We start from the raw sequence: 18,651 nt of genomic DNA, 5'->3' as shown, positions 1-18,651 counted from the left end.
GGAAATGGAACATGGAACGTTGTAATTGTCCTTAGTCCTTTGTCCTTTGTCATTTGTCCTTTGCAAATGACTAATGACTAATGACTAATGACAGTTATTTCTTAGCCGCTAAATATTCGTTTGCGGCTTTCTCAACACCTGTACCCTTGAAGAAGTCTTGATTGAGACTGGTGTACAACTCCAAGGGATGGATTGAGAGGAAGTAGCGGAGGTCTTCTTCGGTAATGATTTCGTGTTCTGCCATTGAATAGGCGTTGGCAGTAACAGCGGTGATATCAGGCACATCCCAGTGACCGGAATCGGAACCCAAGAAGGCTTTAACGCGATCGCCAAAGGGATTAGCTGCACGGTTAAATGCTTGGCTGACACGGGTATCGTCTGATTCTGTACCGAAGTAGAAATGATTCAAGAAGCGATCGCGCACATCTTCTGGCTTCTCTATTCCTGCTAGCTCAAATTCATCGAGTTCGCCTGGATCTTCTGGCGCTAATAGTTGATGGTGGAATCCTAAGCCGTCACCAATTTTATCTAAGCGTCCATCTACTAGTTCGCCACCGTAGCGGGTGTACAACTCTACTAGTGCTTCCTTGTCGATAATAGCAGGATTGTTATTTGACAACAAATGTTGTTTGTTGCGGGTTTCCCAATGCCAAATAATATCAGCGTAGAGACTAGCACCCCAAGCTGAACCACCTTCTAAGAAGGCAAACTTTAATTGCGGGAAGCGGCGAGTAACTCCACCAAAGAACAGCGATTTGCATAATGCTTCGGCTGCAAAGGCAAAGTGATTAATGTGATTGTACTGGGCGTTGGTGACAGAGCGTTGAGTTGTCCAACCTTGGCTAGAGGCGTGAGTTGTGGGTACAACTTTCAATTCTACGCACTTAGCCCAGAATGGATCGTAATCATACTGGCTATCTAAGCCAAAGTTATCAATCCAAACCACTTCGTTAGCGACTTCTTTGCCATACTTCTCAAAGGCAGGAATTGGCCGACGGACGTAACCGGGGATTTGAATTGCTTTGAGTCCGAGAACATTCACCGCATATTCCAACTCTTCAATCCCTTCTTCGGGAGTGTGCAGGGGAATGGCGGCGATGGGTGTTAAGCGATCGCTATAAGGGCGGAAAATATCAGCATGGTAGGTGTTAACCGCCCGACAAACAGCCCGCCGCATTTCTTCGTTGCCGATATTTGGGGCCATTGTTGCCAAGTTGGGGTACACAACGGCAAAGTCTGTACCTGCTTCTTGTAAGCGTTCGTGCAGCAATTTGGGCAAGCTAATGGTAGCCAAATTCAAAGTATTTTTGGTTGGACGACCCCACCAGTTAGGGCGATTAGTACGATAAGCAAAACGTTCTTCCCAACTTTGCTTGTACCACTTAAAGCGAGAAGATCCTGGTAAATTCTCTTTGAAACGTTCTACAAGTTCAGTTCCACCAACTTGTTCTAAATAATCCAAGACTGCTGGTTCAAATTCTTGGGTATGTACATCGGTGTCAATGATTGGATAACCAAGTTTTTCACGAATTTGAGCAGACCTGGTTTTTTGTGGGCGGTCTAAAGCGATCGTCATGATAGTTTATCCTAAATTATTCAAAAGATTTGTGTATCTTTAGATCCCCCCTAGCCCCCCTTAAAAAGGGGGGGAATTGAGGCACTTTCAGTCCCCCTTAAAAGGGGGTAATTGAACCACTTTCTGCCCCCTTAAAAAGGGGGGTTGGGGGGATCATCAAGATTGAGGAACATAACGACAAGATGGAATTAACGGCCAGCTTTAGCCAAAAATTCATCTGCTGTTTTCTCCACAGCCGTACCTTTGAAGAAGTCACGATTTAGGCTGGTGTACAACTCCAAGGGATGAATCGATAGGAAATATTGCAAATCTTCTTCGGTGATAATCTTGCGTTCTACCATTGAATAGGTATTGGCAGCGATCGCAGTAATATCAGGTACATCCCAATGACCAGAATCGGAACCCAAGAAAGCTTTAACGCGATCGCTGTATGGGTTAGCTTTGCGGTTAAAGGCTTGAGCTACACGGGTATCATCTGATTCTGTCCCGAAGTAGAAGTGATTCAAGAAGCGATCGCGGATATCCTCTGGCTTCGTTACTCCTGCTACGGCGAATTCATCTAAATCACCAGGTTCTAACGGCGCTACTAAATCAGCGTGGAAACCTAAACCGCTACCTAGCTGATCCAAACGACCATGTACTAGTTCACCACCATAACGGGTATAGAGTTCTAGCAGTTCTTCGCGATCGATATTGGCGGGATTGTTATTTTCCACCAAATGATCTTTATTGCGAGTATCCCAATGCCAAATCAAATCGGTATATAAACTAGCACCCCAAGCTGCACCTCCTTCTAAGAAAGCAAACTTGAGTGTGGGGAAGCGATGAGTTACACCACCAAAGAATAGAGATTTACATAGTGCTTCGGCAGCCGATGCAAAGTGACCAATATGGTTGTATTGGTAATTGCTAATGGAACGCCGATTTATCCAGCCCATACCGGAAGAGTGGGTGGTGGGTACAACTTTCAGTTCTACGCACTTCGCCCAGAAGGGATCGTAATCATATTTACTATCCAAGCCAAAGGTGTCAATCCAGATGGCTTCGTTGGCTACTTCTTCGCCATACTTCTCAAAGGCGGGAATCGGGCGGCGGATATGTCCGGGGATTTGAATTGCTTTGAGTCCCAGCACTTTCACCGCATATTCCAACTCTTCGATCGCCTCTTCGGGCGTATTCATGGGGATGGAAGCAATGGGTGTTAAGCGATCGCTATAAGGACGGAAAATATCAGCGTGATATGTATTAGCTGCCCGACAAACAGCCCGCCGCATTTCTTCATTGCCGATATGTGGTGCCATCGTTGCCAAGTTGGGGTACACAACGGCAAAGTCTGTACCTGCTTCTTGTAAGCGTTCGTGTAACAACTTGGGCAAACTAACGGTAGCTAAATTTAAAGCATCGTTAGTGGGACGAGTCCAGAAAGGAGGGCGGGCGGTGCGGTTAGCGCGGCGTTCATCCCAAGATTGCTTAAACCATTTAGAGCGAGATGCACCAGGTAAGTGTTCTTGAAAACGCTCTGCGATCGCAGTTCCAGCAACTTGCTCTAAATAATCCAAGAATGCTGGGGGAAATTCTTGGGTATGTACATCGGTATCGATGATCGGATAACCCAGTTTTTCCCGAATTTGAGCAGACTTAGTTTTGTGTGGACGGTCTAGTGCAATAGTCATAGTGTTCTACCTGATTTTTCAATTGGATTGGGTAGATAGTACTGATTAAGAAGGTTGTCTACTTTCTCCTTAACAGCATTTATTTGAAGAAGTTGGGATTTTTCTTTACATAATAATGTGGCGAGATTAGTAAAGATAAAATCTCGAAAATCAGCTTTGCTGATAATTTCCTTCTCCACAAACTTTCTATGCGTTTTCATAAAGAAATGGTATAACAAGCTGCTAATACAGATAAAATTAACGCGACTGTTCATTAACAGCCCAATCTGTTAATTTAAAGTCCGACTTGGCTAAACCCTGCGAGACTAAAAATTTCTTTGTCCCCTCTAAAAGTTTCACGCCCTCTGCTGGTAATGGTTCTTCTGATATCTGTTTGAGTGGTAACGATACTTTGATGATATCAAGGGGATATTTAGTAATTTGGGCGTGGTACTGATAATATTCTTCAGAATTAGCTTTTAAATCCTTGGCTGCTTCTGTCAGAATTCCATTAAACTTCTGGGGAAAATCAGGCTGTTTCGCCAAAAAGCTTTCGGTTGCAACAACTAATGATGTCCCTGACAAACCTTTATGATTTGCTGAAGAATCAATCACTGGAAACCCTTGTGATTTCAGAAAAGGCCCCAGATCGCTTGAAGTTGCATAAGCTGCGACATCACCACGTTCTAAAGCTGCTTTTGCCTCAGTAGTCATCAAGTGGACAACTTTTACATCTTTGGCAATTTTAGCTTCAGCTAATAGTCCCAGCAGATATCGATGCATATAAGAACCTTTTTGGGTAGCTATTTTTTGACCCTTAAGTTCAGCAAGCGATCGCGGGCCATTCTTTTTCGCCACTAACCAGGCAGTTGTATTAAACTGAGTTATCCTTAGCAGTCGAGTTTCTTGACCCCTTGCTCTCAAAACTATGGCTGGTGTATCACCTAAAGAGCCAACATCTAATTGTCCTGCGACCAGCGCCTCATTTAGATCCGGCCCGTTAGGAAATCTTGCAAAAGTAATGTTTTTAAATCCTGCTTTTTGCAACTCACGATCTAAAATCCCTTTTTTCTTTGCCCAACCAAGTGGCCCTGTAGGTTCTGAATTACCTACATAACCTATACGCAGGGTAGAAACGCTATTAGATGCAGCTACAGTAGCACTTTTGGCATTAATAGCCTCAACCGATTGAGCGGATTTAGTTTCTCCTTGGCTACATCCTGTAGTTAGTAGTAGCAGGACACAAGCCATTGAGGTTGATAATTTGGAAGTAAATTTATTTTTACTGATAGAATCTGTTCCTATTGGGAACGACAGCATGACTTTTTCTCCGCCGTATTATTTATACGCAGTGTGCAACTTTCTCTCAGACCTAACCCCCAACCCCTTCCCTACAAGGGAAGGGGAGCAGGAATCAAAGCCTCTCAGGAGTGGGGGAGAGGAATGGAAGTGGGGTTCTAAGGATAAGTTGCACATTGCGTTACTATTTCATCTGCTTCAAAATTTGGAATGTTTCATCGGCTTTTGCTGTTGAAGTACGTTTATGTCCCCAACCAACGTTTTCACGGTAACTACCCAATAGGCCAATTTCTATTAATTCTGCCTCGTTGACTGAAGTTTTCATATCGCTTTCTGGTGCAACATAAAGAGCATCAACTGGACAATACAATTCGCACATATAACATGTTTGACAGTCACTCTGTCGGGCAATGGTTGGCGGTGCATCTGGCACTCTGTCAAACACATTAGTTGGACAAATATTTACGCAGATATTACATTCTATGCACCGCGACTCGCTGACCAACTCAATCACACTGTCACCCCTATTTTAGATTTTGGATTTTGGATTTTGGATTGCGAAATATCTTCTGTATTTAGTAGCGGCTGACTCTTCACCCAGACTTGATCTAATCCGCCACTAATTAGGTAATGTTGCTGATTAGCATCTTGTTCTGGATAGTCTAGATGTCTGTGCATCCCACGAGTTTCTTTACGTTCAATAGCACTGCTGTACATCCACCGTGCTGTGGCTACCATTGCCGCAGCTTCTCGCGCCCTGGGAAGCTCTTTCTCTGATGTTACCTGGCTACTGCGGAGTTCTTGCCAAAGATGATTTAATCTACCCAAAGACTCGGTTAAGCCTTGTTCTGTACGGAAATAGTTCTTTTCGTAGGGGAATACTTCAGCTTGGACTGCCTGAATAATTTCATCAATCGCTAAGGTGCGATCGCTCCCACTATGTAATACTACTTCTCCAACTCCCAAAACTAGTCGTTGAGTTTTATGTTCTCCCAAACTGCGGGTATATTCAGCAGCCGATTTGCCTGACCAATAACCAGAAGATATTGCCCAAGCGGCATTATGACTACCACCGCCAGTAAAACCGCCACAAATTAGTTCCCGTGTTGCTGCATCTCCAGCCGCATAGAGTCCCCGTACAGAACTGGCACAACTCTCATCGACAATCCGAATTCCCCCTGTACCGCGCACAGTTCCCTCTAAACGCAGAGTCACAGGGAAACGTTGGGTAAATGGATCGATGCCTGCACGGTCAAAGGGTAAAAAGAAATTCGGCTGCGCTAAACGCATAGATGGTCGCATCGATTCTGCCGCTTTGTCTATGATGGCGTAGACTGGCTGTTGCAGTAAGGTTTCAGCAATTACTGATCTTCTATGAGAACTTGCCCCCGGAATCACAGTACCGTCTTCGTAGGTAAAAGTTGCCCAATTATAAAACAGGGTTTTGGTGACTGAAGAAAAGGCGGGGGAGATGCCGTAAGCATTAGAAAATTCCATACCCGACATCTCGGCTCCTGCTTCTGCCGCCATCAGATAACCATCCCCTGTCAGGACGTTGCATCCTAACGCTTTACTGAGAAACGCACAGCCACCTGTTGCAATGATCGTGGCTAGCGATCGCACTATCCATTTCTCACCTGTCTGACGGTTCACACCTGTTGCACCAGCAACAGCACCATCATCATCAACCAGTAGTTCTAAGGCGGGGCTGTTGTCTATAATCTTGACTCCAGCGCGTTGAATCTGCCGCCGCATCAGCCGCATATATTCTGGCCCTTGCAGCGATCGCCGATAGGGTTTGCCTTCATCGTCGGTAGGGAAGGGATAACCCCACTCTGCTAACTGATTGACGTTTACATAAGTCTGATTCAGTACCCGATCCATCCAATTGCGATCGGCTAAAAACCCACCCAACGATTCCCGACTCGCCTTCGCTGTTTCCCGTGCTTCCGGGTCAGGTGGCACATACCACACACCATTCCCCGATGCAGCAGCGCATCCAGTTGTGCCACAATATCCTTTATCTACGAGGATCACCCTAGCTCCACTTGATGCAGCACTCCATGCCGCCCAAGTCCCAGATGGGCCACCTCCAATCACAAGCACATCTGCTTCTAAGTCGAGTTCCAAATCAGTTGTTAACGTCTTTATCATTTACCATTTCCCCCCATCGATAAAGTCTTAAGCATCAAGTCTTCACCCCATCGATGCTGCAAAATAAATTAATTTAGAAATCTAGCTAGTAGCCTGAAATTATGGGCACTTAAAGACAAGTTGTCACTAGATTATCATCATAACTACTTTATCTTGATCAATAAACCGTAGTTTCTGATATAACAAAGCTTTTCACAGTTTTCGACAAAAAGCAAGTATTTCAAGAAACATCTTTAAACATAAAGTTATGTAAAATAAACTTGATTATCTCTCTCAAGAGGCTTGCTTTTTAAAGTCTTTTGTGCAAATATCCAATGTTAGTACAGAAAGTACTTAATCTCGATAGACTTATCGTTGTTTAATAAATTTTTCCAAACAAGAGCCAGGAATCCTATTCCGGCTCCCAGCATCTAGCTACCAATGTTTTTCAGAATTCGAGCTTAGTGAAAGTAGCTAAACAGCTAATAAGCTGTTTAGCGTCTAAAGTTTATAAATTCTGAAACCCTAGCTATTAGTCTGTCAATAAATAATTGATGGCTAAATCTCTTGTAGAGACGACGATTTATCGCGTCTCTCTAGTTGGTTACGCCCAACTGGGTTTTTAGTGTTCCAGCGCTAAATCTTTGCAACAAATGAATCGGTCGTAGGGACGTACATCTGTACATCCCTACTTGGAAACCGAAGAAATTCCAAGAATTATATATCTGACTTTTCACGTTATGTGGAAAAGTCCACCAAAAACCTAACCCCCTAGCCCCCAACTCGTCGCGGGAAGGGGGAAAATTCAAAGTTTCTCTCCTAAAAGGAGAGAGGTTTTCCAGATGATCTGAATTGTCAGGAATTACATATACGGATGTTCGCTCTTCCACAAGGTCTTGTAGCTACCGAAAAAGATTGAGCAGCGGAATTTAGTTGATATTGTGTGAGGAACAAACAACCCATGCCTAAAGTTTTGTGGAATTATTTGCTAGTGATTCCAGCTTTGTTTGGTGGACTCTTAGCCCTGTCTTCAGCAACAAGTGCAGCTGAAGTAGAAAAGATAGCACAGCCGACACAGCAAGTAATACCAGAGATTACCCCAACTGGCATTACTCAGAAGACTTCATCGAATGCAGAACCATTGGGTGACACAGTAAAATTGCCAGTTTTAGGTGTTCATAGCGATCGCACAGAGCAAGTTACATCTGTTTCACAACTCTCTGATGTTCAACCTACAGATTGGGCCTTTCAAGCATTGCAGTCTTTAGTTGAACGTTATGGAGTAATTGCAGGATATCCAGATGGCACATTTAAAGGTAATCGGGCGCTGACTCGTTATGAGTTTGCCGCAGGCTTGAATGCAGCCCTCGATCGCCTTAATGAACTGATTGCTACTAGCACTGGAGATTTAGTACGAAAGGAAGATTTAGCTACTCTGCAAAAACTGCAAGAACAGTTTGCCGCCGAACTTACCACATTGCGGGGACGGGTAGATGCCTTAGAAACACGTACTGCTAAGTTAGAAGCAACTCAGTTTTCTACAACTACTAAACTGCAAGGTCTTGCACAATTCTTTGTGGGTGATACCTTTGGCAACGGTGTCAATAGTAACAGGGATAACACCAACGTCTTTTTTAGCTACCGCGCTACACTTGCCCTGCAAACTAGCTTTACTGGTAAAGACCAGTTGACCACTAGTTTGACAGCAGTTAACGTTCCAGTCTTGTCAGGCGCAGTTTTCCCTGGAGGAACAACACCTCTAACAGGAACTCCACAGACTCGGTTTAATGTTGAAAGGAATACTTTTTACACAGATGGTTCTATTTATCTTGATAGACTATTCTATCGCTTCCCACTGGGAGCTAAAACCACTGTTTGGATAGGCCCAAGGGCACTAGCACCGGCGGTTTTTACCCCGACACTAAATCCCTTGATTGGTAATGCCCAAACTGGTACTCTTTCACGGTTTGCACTCTTTAACCCTGTAATTTACCGACCCGGCTTTGACGGTGCTGGTCTAGCTTTTGCCTATAAGTTTAATAATCAATTCCAACTCAACGCAGGTTATGTAGTAGATGACGGTCTAGCTAATAACCCTGGAGGCAATGCAACCAATAAAGGAGGACTCTTTGGTAACTCCTATGAGGCACTTGGTCAACTAACCTTCACACCCAGTCGCAGTCTAGATATTAGTTTCGCCTACGCCCGCAAATACTTTCCTGCCCCTGTCCCCGTTGGTACTGGCTCAACTGCCGCTTTTGGATCTGGTTATAACATCACTGGTGGTACAGGTACTAGTTTCGCTATTCTTCCTTTTGCCGCCAATCCCACTTCATCCGATAACTTCGGATTGCAGGTCAACTGGAAAGCCAGTAGTGTAGTTAATATAGGTGGTTGGTTTGGTTATACTCTTGCCCATCAAGAAGGTACTAGTAACGATGCAACCATAATTAATGGTGCGCTTACCTTGGCTTTTCCAGACCTATTTAAAAAAGCGAATCTAGGTGGGTTAGTCTTTGGTATACCCCCTAAAGTCACTAGCAATGATGTCGCAGCTCGCGTCAACAGAGATACTTCCTTCCATTTAGAAGGTTTCTATACTTATCGGGTGAATGACAACATTAGTATTACTCCAACTTTGTTCGTAATTCTCAACCCCCAAGGAGATTCTGTCAACGATCCAATTTGGGTAGGTGCTATACGTAGTACATTCAATTTCTAACTGGTAGACTTTTTCTATACCTATAAAAACCCAATTTATCAACTAAATCTACTCCAAAATTCTGAGTACTGGCTTCTGGCACTCAGACTTTTCTCTATGCAGACTCACCGAAACAGTCCTGAGTGGTGAGTAAAACCCGTAGGCAAGTGAAACCCAACATACCTTGCAATATGTTGGGTTTCTTTCCGAATGGCACTAAGTTAACACACAGCCCTTGGACTGACTGGTTCCCAGCCTGGAGGCTGGAAACCGATTTTGGGAGGCTCCGCCTCCAGTGAACTCACCAGAGGCAAAGCCTGTGGGAATAAGTTCCTAGTCTTCAGACTGGGAACGAGGTGACACAAGACTTTCGGCTTTTCTTGGTGCCATTCGATCTTGGACTTTGTTTGGTTCCTAGATCCCCGACTTCTTCAAGAAGTCGGGGATCTGAATACCACTAACCTCTCAAAACTTTTGGGATAGGCTATGAATACATTAAGCCTGGGGACTTCCGCAACTCGTTAAAACCTAAAGACTGTACGAAACCAAGCAAATAAAGTATCAGGATTGCTGCTATCAGAGTCCGGTGCAGTAATCCAGATCAAGCCAGGCGTCACCTCAATATTATCTCCTATTTTATATTGATAGAATGCCTCAACGTGTAGGGAAGTATCTTTGTCCGCTTGTCCCAAACCTGCTCCCAAATTTACACCCTTAGTGAGACTGATGATTTTCGGCTCCATACCAACTAAAACCCCTCCTAAAGCGCCTCGACTAAAAAGATCCGGGAATGCCAGTCCTACTGCCCAATCCATAGCTTCGCCATCCCCATACCCCAAATAGCGATGTGCTGCATAACTTACCCACCCATTGATTGCCAACTTGGGACTAACTTGATAGAACGCCTGTAAACCATAAAGGTTTCCTACAGTTCCCGCTCCAGGCACAGTGCTGTTTACCAGATTACTCCCAACTGCTGGGCCAAAATTTGTTCCACTAAAACCGATGGTATTTGCCGGGCTATAGGTATTAACGTAAGTTGCAGCCACCCGAAAATTCCGATTAGAAGAGTAGTATATTAACTGTGCTAAAGCTAAATACCTGCCTGTAAATAAGCCATTATTAGCTGTCGGATTGTTACCGTTTGGTGCGCTGTACGCTATTCCGAATTGAACCTGTTTGCCTAATTGCTGGAGTATGGCAATTCCAGGGCCGCTATCTCCATAGTTATAGACCAAAGACCGCCGTGAAAATCGTGAAATCCCATTAGCACCAGTCGCAGAAGACGATTCAAAATATGGGTTAATGGGGCCAGAAAGGCCGATCTCACTAGCTCCATCAGACAAGGCATAAATGTTGACTTGGGTACCTTGATAAGGTTGAAACCGATAGCGGACACCACCGAGAGTAATAGTGTTGCGTGCAAAAGTAATACTGGAGTTATCAGCAGTTCTCCCCTCATAAGTTCCTAATAATCCGGCTCTTGTTTGTCCTATTGATTCAATATTTCCGCCTCCCAGTGTTATACCTAGTGAATCTCTACCGTTAAAACTGGTGTTTAAGCGTAAAGAAGTTGAGCCTTGAAGTGTGACATTGTGAGGTGCTGGTGTCTTGGTGACGACGTTATTGCCTGCAAAAACTGAGCCAATAACAATCTGACCTCGGCCTACAAGTTTAGTTGTGGTTGTAAACTGAGTTGATTCTAACTTCGCAGTTCGCGTTTCCAAGCTATCTACGCGTCCTCGAAGTTGGGCGAGTTCTGGAGAAAATTGTTCTTGTAGTTTTTTGATTGTATCCAAATCTTCGCGTTTGACTAAATCTGTCGTTGAAGTTGCTATTAGTTCATTGAGGCGATCTAATGCTGCATTCAACCCAGCAGCAAACTCATAGCGCGTTAGGGCACGATCGCCTCTAAATGTACCATCTGTATATCCCGCAATTACACCGTAGCGCTCAACTAGGGACTGTAATGCTTGAAATGCCCAATCTGTAGGCTTAATATCTGACAGTTGCGAGACGGATGTCACTTGTCCCGCAGAATTATTTGGAGCTTTTTTGTTAGTTGGCGGTGCAGCTTGCAATAATTGCGAGACGGGTGTCACTCGATCTCGAAGATCATTTGGAGCTTTTTTGTTAGTTGTTGGTGCAATTGAAGTGTCTACTGTTTGATTGACAACTGCTTCTGGAGCTTTGTTCTTTTCTACTTCAGTAGTCGAGACATCTGATTTAGGCACTTCAGCCTGGCTTTTAGCTGGAGAAAAAACCAGGATAGCTAGAGTATCTAGCAACAAAAGCAGAAACACTATGGATCTATAATTCCAGCGAAAATTAGACATGAATCCTTAACTCCTCAACCTTAAAGATGAACAAACTAGCTCTCAATTTGACAGAAAAGCCAGGATAAATCCTCGGTCTAATGTTTGTCGCCAACCACTAGATCGTTTATTTAGCAAGGCTTTACTGGTGAGAAAAGTACAAATCTCTGATGAATGTTGAAGCCAATACCAAGCAGTTGAATGTACAGTCCAAAATTCGTATTAACTAATAACTATGACGTTTTCAACAATACTAGAAACGTCTTGGATGAAACAATCACTGACTTAGCAAAGACTTCTCTCCTTTTAAGGTAAACTCAACCACACGCTATCTAAACTGATACTTTTGAGACATCCTAGATGCCATTTTTTTGGTTATGCTGTACAAAGTTAATCAATGGCTACTGACATTGACTAAAAATTGATTTTGATTCAAGTGACTATTTGCCAATTAACACTAATTTTTAATGTAATTAGCTATCTTTTGACAGCATCAATTGTTAGTTAAATACGATACTTCTATCGATTTACCGTACTTTTGTAGAATTATCTTTGCATAGAGCTTGGTACAATGCAAGACCCAGTACTTTTCTTCGAGGCGAAAATATGTCAAAATTCTTGGCCAAGTTCACTCAAGCAACTGCGATCGCCCCAAAGTAAATAAAAAACTCCACCCCGCAAGTAGCGTGGAGTTTTAGGGCATGGGAAATTGCTGTTAGCGGTAGCGGGGCGTTTAGCCCGTGCTGAGTTAGGAGTTAGTTATCCTCCTCCTCCCCAATCCCCAATCCCCAGTCCCCAATCCCCAGTCATTCTTTCATCCAAGGCTTTTGAAACTCGTTTATCGGGACTTCTGTCAATACTTATCTAGATTTTGCATAGTAGGATCTTCTAGATTATCTAGTTTGTCAGGATTGCTTGTTGAGTTGGAAGATTTGCGATCAAAACCAGCTACTTCTGCCAAAGTATACAGGGGTCTGGCTTTAACTTCTTCGTAGATGCGCCCTATATATTCACCCAAGATGCCAACACTAACCAACTGGACAGATCCGAGAAAGAAAATTGCCATCAAGATAATCGTAAACCCAGTTAAAGGCGAATGAGGCACAAAAAGACGCCAATACAAGACTAATAGAGCCATCAAGATGGCCGCCGCCGCCGCTACTAATCCTAAGTAGGTTGATAATCGCAGTGGCACTATTGAAAAGGACACTAGACCATTAATAGCAAGGGCCAAGGATTTGCTAAAAGTATATTTAACTTCCCCAGCAAAGCGGGGATCACGCTCGAACCTAATTGCTGTTTGCTGAAAGCCAACCCAAGAACGTAGACCACGAATATAACGGGTGCGTTCTGGCATAGAATTAAGAATATTTACGATCTGCCGATCCATTAAACAAAAATCACCTGTATCAGTAGGAATCTCTACATCTGCCAACTTCTTAAGGAGGCGATAAAAGGAATAGGCAGTCAAACGCTTAAACCATCCTTCCTGAAGGCGTTGAGTGCGTTGAGCGTAGACGACCTGATAGCCCTGTCGCCATTTTTCAACCATGTCGGGGATTAGTTCTGGTGGATCTTGCAGGTCAGCATCTAGGATGATGATAACTTGACCTCGAACAAAATTAAGACCAGCTGTAACTGCGATTTGATGACCAAAGTTACGAGCAAAGCTCAAGTAGCAAATGCGCGGGTCTTTTTGATAGAGGTCTCGCAATAATTGTAGGGAGCGATCGCGGCTACCATCATTGATTAAAATTAATTCGACCAGTCCATCCATCCGATTCATGACTGCACTCAGTCTGTGGTATAGCTCAGGAATAATTTCTTCTTCGTTATAAATTGGAACAATGAATGAATACTTTGGTAGCATCTAAAAATATGGTTTAATTTTTGAACAGCCAAGCTAACAAACTACTTGCGATCGTAAGGGTTTGGTTCTCAGTATACTTAGTAAAACTCAAGTTAGATTGTTGTTATAATTTATTTATTCTTTCTTTGAGTTAATATCATCTGAAGAGTCTGATTCTTTAAGCCTTTCTACAGCTTTTTGAGGAAAAGTCCGACGATGGCGATACCAAGTAGACCCTGCTACCAACGTTCCCGTTAAGCCTAAAGCAAGTACTAGCGGCAAAAAATCGCCTGTATTAACTGCCTTCAAACCAGAACTACCTAGTAGTACAAAAGGCAAGACACTTGGTATTGTTCCTAGTGTTGTACCTAAAACATAATCTTTAAAGCTGATCGAAGTCAGTCCCGCAACAAAGTTGACCAAGCCATAGGGCATAATCGGTACTAGTCGGATGGCAAACATATAAAAAAGCCCTCCCCGACGCACCTCAGTATCCATAGCTTGCCAGCGTCCTGCTAGTAGTTTTGCAACTGTTTGGCGTCCAATAGTCCGAGTAAAAATAAAGGCGATTATTGCCGCAATCACTGCTCCAACACTAGTCCAGACGGTACCCAGCCAAGGGCCAAAAATTGCACCTCCAGTCAAATTGAGTACCGTTGAGGGCAAAACTAACATCGTTGCGACAACGTACAAAGCAATATAAATCACAGGTGCCCAAATACCAGAAGATTTTAGCAATGCTTGGATTTGGGCTGGTTCAATACCGCCAAGAAGATATACTGCTATACCAGTTGCAATTATGCAACTCAGTGTGAGTAGCAAGATACCAGCTTTCAAGTTCCACACTAGAACTCTACTCCTACTTTTTTGTAACTCAACCCACCTTTCTGAAATTTAAATCCTTGTGGAAACACTTTAGTGTAACGGGACGTTCGCGATCGCGTCTCGTAGAGAAGCCCACTTCAAGTTCCTGTCTCTACATTCTTTTTCACCAAATGTCTATTGTAATTAGATAGTTTTAACCATAAGCGATCATAACCTTTATTCAGGTACAGACAAAGAAACCATAAGGAGCAAGGCTTCTATCGATGAAACCGAATGTGAACACTTCGGTTTCACAGAAAAATGTGGGTGATAAACACAAAACTTGTATTCTTCACGACAGCCATTGTTGCAACAAAAGTGTCATGATTATCAGAACTGCCCATGAAAAAGTCAATTTTGTGGGCAGTTATTCTTTATGAATCGTTAATCTATTACTGGCGTTTTAAATAATTTCCTGTAGAATACTGACTATAAACTACGGTAATTCGGTCGAGCTACCGTAGACTTTATCCTTACCCTGCCTGACACAGATGCAAATTCTTTGGTTTATTCCTACTGGATCTCATGACGGACGCTATTTAGGCACAGATATAGGCTCTCGTGTTGCGACACCTGATTATTTACAGCAAATTGCCCAAGCTGTAGATAGTTTAGGATACACGGGCGCATTGTTACCCACAGGAAGTTCTTGTGAAGATGCTTGGATAACTGCCGCTGCTTTTATATCTGTCACCAAGCAGATGAAATTTCTGGTGGCAATTCGTCCAGGAATCACTTCCCCTGGTGCTGCGGCAAGAATGGCAGCAACATTTGACCGGATTTCTAAAGGGAGATTGTTGATTAATGTGGTGACAGGTGGAGATCCTGTACAGCTGGCCGGGGATGGACTGCATCTTAGTCATGACGATCGCTATGATTTAACCGACGAATTTCTGACAGTTTGGCGGGGTATCGTCAGCGGGGAAACAGTTGATTTTCAGGGAAAATACCTGGATATCAAAGGCGGTAAACTCTTATTCCCACCAGTGCAAAAACCCTATCCACCTTTATGGTTTGGTGGCTCATCTGCTGCTGCCAAGCGGGTTGCTGCTAAACATATAGATGTTTACCTGACTTGGGGCGAACCTCCGCAGCAAGTGGCTCAAAAGATTGCCGAAGTCCGCAAATTAGCGGCCCAACAAGGTAGAACAGTCCGTTTTGGGATTCGCCTGCATGTAATTGTGCGAGAAACCGAGTCAGCTGCTTGGGATGCGGCCAATGAGCTAATTAAGTATGTCGATGAGGATGCGATCGCTAAAGCTCAAAAAGACCTTGCTAGTTCTGATTCTGAAGGACAGCGGCGCATGAGCCAACTACATAGCGGTAGTCGAAAAACCTTAGAGATTAGCCCCAACCTATGGACAGGAATTGGATTGGTGCGGGGTGGTGCTGGTACGGCCTTAGTTGGAGATCCCGACACCATTGCCGCGAGGATGCTGGAATATCGCAATTTGGGGATAGAAACATTCGTTTTCTCTGGATATCCCCATTTAGAAGAAGCGTATCGCACCGCTGAATTATTATTTCCACGTCTACCTTTGCAGAACGAACCTGCACCTTTAACACCACCAGTTTTAAGTCCTGTTGGCGAAATCATCGCCAATGAAAAATTTGCAAAACAACTAACGAGTGCTTCATGATGTCAATTTTAGATTTTGGATTTGGAACTTTGGATTAAGTAAAAACGCCAAATTTAAAGTCTAAAATCCGAAATTTGCTGCTTCTAGATTCATCCTTGTGGACAATCTAAAATCTAAAATCCCAAATTCCATGACTATTACCCTTAAACGCACCAAAAGCAATAACAATCATAACAGTACAATATTCCTGAACGAATTGTGGGAAAATCAACAATTCCAGCAGATAGTTCCTTGGATTGTGCCTATTACCGTATTAGTTCTTTGGGAACTTGCTTCCAGAACCGGTCTACTTTCAACCAGAATTTTACCAGCGCCAAGTGGTGTCATTGCCACAGCGATTAAATTAGGCTCAACTGGAGAACTTTTCCAACATATAGGAATTAGTGCTGGACGGGCAATATCTGGTTTTATAGTTGGTGGCAGTATTGGCTTTGGTTTGGGATTACTCAATGGCTTTTCCCGCGTAGCAGAAAAGTTATTGGATAGTTCCTTGCAAATGCTCCGTACCATCCCCAATTTGGCATTAATTCCCCTAGTGATTCTCTGGTTTGGTATTGGCGATCAAGCTAGATTATTTCTAGTGTCTATGGGGGTATTTTTCCCGTTATATCTCAATACATTTCATGGCATCCGTAGTGTTGACCCTGGATTGATTGAAATGGGAAAAGTCTATGGATTAAAAACACCACAACTTCTGTGGCAAATCATTTTTCCAGGAGCATTGTCTTCAATTCTTGTTGGCGTCCGTTTTTCCTTGGGGATTATGTGGCTGACACTAATTGTGGCAGAAACGATCGCGGCAGATTCCGGACTTGGTTATATGGCAATGAATGCCCGTGAGTTTATGCAAACCGATGTTGTAGTTTTGAGTATTGTCATCTATGCACTGCTGGGTAAATTAGCAGATGCCGTTGCCAGAGGATTAGAAACAAAATTCTTGGCTTGGAACCCCAACTATCAAAAGTCATAAGTGTAATTAATTAAATTCCAATTGTTGTAAACAAGGAGGTTTTGCAAGTGAGTTCAAATGTACAGGGTACACAACTAAGCATTTTGGATTTGACGAAAGCTTTTGGCAAGAAAACTGTTTTAAACTCGTTGAATTTAGAAGTTGAAGCAGGTGAGTTTGTCGCTATTGTCGGACGAAGTGGTTGTGGTAAGAGCACCTTATTGCGTCTTGTGTCAGGATTAGATAAAGCAACTTCCGGCGGAATACTACTAGATGGAGAACCACTGCGTAGACTCAGTGGTTCTGTAAGAGTGATGTTTCAAGATCCCCGTTTGTTACCGTGGAAGCGCGTTATCCAAAACGTAGGGTTAGGCTTGCAAGGTGATTGGCGTGAAAAAGCTTTGTGGGCACTCGATAAAGTCGGACTCAAAGATCGGGCTGATGAGTGGCCTTATGTTTTGTCTGGTGGACAACGGCAACGGGTATCATTGGCAAGAGCATTAGTTAGTCAACCCCATTTGTTATTGTTAGATGAACCTTTGGGAGCATTGGATGCTCTAACTCGCTTAGAGATGCAGGGTTTGATTGAAAATTTGTGGCAAGAGCGGAGATTTACAGCCTTTTTGGTTACTCATGATGTGGAAGAGGCTGTGGCGTTGGCAGACCGAGTGATAGTGATTGATGAAGGACAGATTTCTGTAGATTTACCTGTGAGACTTTCGCGCCCACGAGATCGAAGTAGCGAAGTGTTTATCAATATCAGAGAAGCCGTTTTAGAGCGAGTTATGAACAATGAAAGTTCTCAGTCAAATAATCAATTGTTGCAGTTGAGTAGTTGAGATTTAGCTTTCATAAGTTGATTAATGTAATGCTTGAGGTAGCTGCGGTAAAATAGGCTACTTCGAGATTAAAACTTCCTCTTGAAAAGCAGCTATAGGAATCGAAAATTATTTATGAATACTTAAAATAACTCTCAACTCTCCTCTATACTGTTCTGGGTAATTTTTTCATATTCACAAACTAGACAAAGTAAAAGATAGTAGTTATTAATATATAGCTTTATTGAAAATAACATCAATATCTATTATTTATATTTAATCTAATGATAATCAGAAATTTAACAAAGTATGATGCAGAAGATTATCGACAGATCAGATTAGAAGCTTTATATAAAAATCCAGATTCATTTGGTACATCGTATCATGAAGAAACAATTAAGACGGTAGAAAAATTTCGGGATAGAATACCAGAAAATAACAATAACTTTATTTTGGGCTGCTTTGAGGATAAAACGTTAATTGGAATAGTCGCGTTTAACCAAGAATCAAGAATAAAACTCAGGCATAAAGCATATATTAGTGGTATGTATGTGAAACAAGAATATCGAGGAAAAGGCATAGGTAAATTATTGCTAAATGAATTAATTGAAAAAGCAAAAGCTATTAATGAGTTAGAAATATTATTACTTGATATTGTTAGAAATAATTTGTTAGCAAAACAACTTTATTTATCATTGGGTTTTCAAATATATGGAATAGAGGAAATGGCATATAAATCTAATCATCAATATTTTGATCTGGAGTTTATGCGTTTACAGATTAAATAAAAATAAAATATCTTAATTCTTCCTAAATATCATAATTTAGACTAAGAAAAAAAGGTATTTGTTTAAT

Annotated in this window: 13 protein-coding genes; 5 read left to right on the top strand and 8 right to left on the bottom strand. The window is 42.7% G+C overall.

What is annotated here, in order from left to right; translation table 11 throughout:
• Positions 1-94: 94 nt before the first annotated feature.
• The 5 genes from V7L07_RS01350 to V7L07_RS01330 all read right to left on the bottom strand — a co-directional run bounded on the left by V7L07_RS01350 (position 95) and on the right by V7L07_RS01330 (position 6,681).
• Positions 95-1,576, bottom strand: coding sequence for an amidohydrolase family protein (locus tag V7L07_RS01350; RefSeq protein WP_335054346.1), 1,482 nt, complete (start codon positions 1,574-1,576; stop codon positions 95-97).
• A 188-nt stretch (positions 1,577-1,764) separates the two neighbouring features.
• Entirely contained in the window at positions 1,765-3,249 is a 1,485-nt protein-coding gene (locus tag V7L07_RS01345; RefSeq protein WP_335054344.1) for an amidohydrolase family protein, read from the bottom strand.
• A 237-nt stretch (positions 3,250-3,486) separates the two neighbouring features.
• Positions 3,487-4,548, bottom strand: coding sequence for an ABC transporter substrate-binding protein (locus V7L07_RS01340; protein ID WP_335054342.1), 1,062 nt, complete (start codon positions 4,546-4,548; stop codon positions 3,487-3,489).
• Between the two features lie 163 nt (positions 4,549-4,711).
• On the bottom strand, positions 4,712-5,041 hold the full coding sequence (locus V7L07_RS01335; protein ID WP_334698234.1) for a 4Fe-4S binding protein: 330 nt from the start codon (positions 5,039-5,041) through the stop codon (positions 4,712-4,714).
• A complete protein-coding gene (locus tag V7L07_RS01330) occupies positions 5,038-6,681 on the bottom strand; it encodes an FAD-binding protein (protein ID WP_335054340.1) in 1,644 nt (547 codons plus the stop codon). The genes V7L07_RS01335 and V7L07_RS01330 overlap by 4 nt, the downstream gene beginning before the upstream one ends.
• Positions 6,682-7,621: 940 nt before the next feature.
• Between V7L07_RS01330 and V7L07_RS01325 the strand changes: the two genes are divergently transcribed.
• Positions 7,622-9,382, top strand: coding sequence for an iron uptake porin (locus tag V7L07_RS01325; protein WP_335054338.1), 1,761 nt, complete (start codon positions 7,622-7,624; stop codon positions 9,380-9,382).
• Positions 9,383-9,882: 500 nt separating this feature from the next.
• On the opposite strand, the gene V7L07_RS01320 is transcribed toward V7L07_RS01325, so the two are convergent.
• The 3 genes from V7L07_RS01320 to V7L07_RS01310 all read right to left on the bottom strand — a co-directional run bounded on the left by V7L07_RS01320 (position 9,883) and on the right by V7L07_RS01310 (position 14,371).
• Positions 9,883-11,697 (bottom strand): iron uptake porin, encoded by a 1,815-nt coding sequence (locus V7L07_RS01320; RefSeq protein ID WP_335054336.1) that lies wholly within the window; start codon positions 11,695-11,697, stop codon positions 9,883-9,885.
• A gap of 832 nt (positions 11,698-12,529) precedes the next feature.
• Positions 12,530-13,546: a glycosyltransferase family 2 protein gene (locus V7L07_RS01315; RefSeq protein ID WP_335054334.1), complete on the bottom strand. Its 1,017-nt coding sequence runs from the start codon at positions 13,544-13,546 to the stop codon at positions 12,530-12,532.
• Positions 13,547-13,660: 114 nt separating this feature from the next.
• Positions 13,661-14,371: a TVP38/TMEM64 family protein gene (locus tag V7L07_RS01310; protein WP_335054332.1), complete on the bottom strand. Its 711-nt coding sequence runs from the start codon at positions 14,369-14,371 to the stop codon at positions 13,661-13,663.
• A 509-nt stretch (positions 14,372-14,880) separates the two neighbouring features.
• Here V7L07_RS01310 and ssuD point away from each other — a divergent pair.
• From ssuD to V7L07_RS01290, 4 genes are all read left to right on the top strand, one after another.
• On the top strand, positions 14,881-16,029 hold the full coding sequence (ssuD, locus tag V7L07_RS01305) for an FMNH2-dependent alkanesulfonate monooxygenase (RefSeq protein WP_335054330.1): 1,149 nt from the start codon (positions 14,881-14,883) through the stop codon (positions 16,027-16,029).
• Between the two features lie 130 nt (positions 16,030-16,159).
• Positions 16,160-16,999: an aliphatic sulfonate ABC transporter permease SsuC gene (gene ssuC / locus V7L07_RS01300; RefSeq protein ID WP_335054329.1), complete on the top strand. Its 840-nt coding sequence runs from the start codon at positions 16,160-16,162 to the stop codon at positions 16,997-16,999.
• Positions 17,000-17,046: 47 nt separating this feature from the next.
• Positions 17,047-17,817, top strand: a complete 771-nt coding sequence (locus V7L07_RS01295; RefSeq protein WP_335054327.1) for an ATP-binding cassette domain-containing protein — start codon at positions 17,047-17,049, stop codon at positions 17,815-17,817.
• Positions 17,818-18,080: 263 nt separating this feature from the next.
• Positions 18,081-18,584, top strand: a complete 504-nt coding sequence (locus V7L07_RS01290; protein ID WP_335054325.1) for a GNAT family N-acetyltransferase — start codon at positions 18,081-18,083, stop codon at positions 18,582-18,584.
• Positions 18,585-18,651 lie beyond the last annotated feature (67 nt).

The organism is Nostoc sp., from assembly GCF_036916985.1.
GTDB lineage: Bacteria > Cyanobacteriota > Cyanobacteriia > Cyanobacteriales > Nostocaceae > Nostoc.
This window is presented reverse-complemented; position numbering and strand designations above follow the sequence as displayed.

Coding starts and splice junctions, on each gene's coding strand:
- V7L07_RS01330 (WP_335054340.1), bottom strand. CDS start 6,681: ATGATAAAGACGTTAACAACTGATTTGGAACTCGACTTAGAAGCAGAT.
- V7L07_RS01350 (WP_335054346.1), bottom strand. CDS start 1,576: ATGACGATCGCTTTAGACCGCCCACAAAAAACCAGGTCTGCTCAAATT.
- V7L07_RS01345 (WP_335054344.1), bottom strand. CDS start 3,249: ATGACTATTGCACTAGACCGTCCACACAAAACTAAGTCTGCTCAAATT.
- V7L07_RS01315 (WP_335054334.1), bottom strand. CDS start 13,546: ATGCTACCAAAGTATTCATTCATTGTTCCAATTTATAACGAAGAAGAA.
- V7L07_RS01325 (WP_335054338.1), top strand. CDS start 7,622: ATGCCTAAAGTTTTGTGGAATTATTTGCTAGTGATTCCAGCTTTGTTT.
- V7L07_RS01290 (WP_335054325.1), top strand. CDS start 18,081: ATGATAATCAGAAATTTAACAAAGTATGATGCAGAAGATTATCGACAG.
- V7L07_RS01320 (WP_335054336.1), bottom strand. CDS start 11,697: ATGTCTAATTTTCGCTGGAATTATAGATCCATAGTGTTTCTGCTTTTG.
- V7L07_RS01340 (WP_335054342.1), bottom strand. CDS start 4,548: ATGCTGTCGTTCCCAATAGGAACAGATTCTATCAGTAAAAATAAATTT.
- ssuD (WP_335054330.1), top strand. CDS start 14,881: ATGCAAATTCTTTGGTTTATTCCTACTGGATCTCATGACGGACGCTAT.
- ssuC (WP_335054329.1), top strand. CDS start 16,160: ATGACTATTACCCTTAAACGCACCAAAAGCAATAACAATCATAACAGT.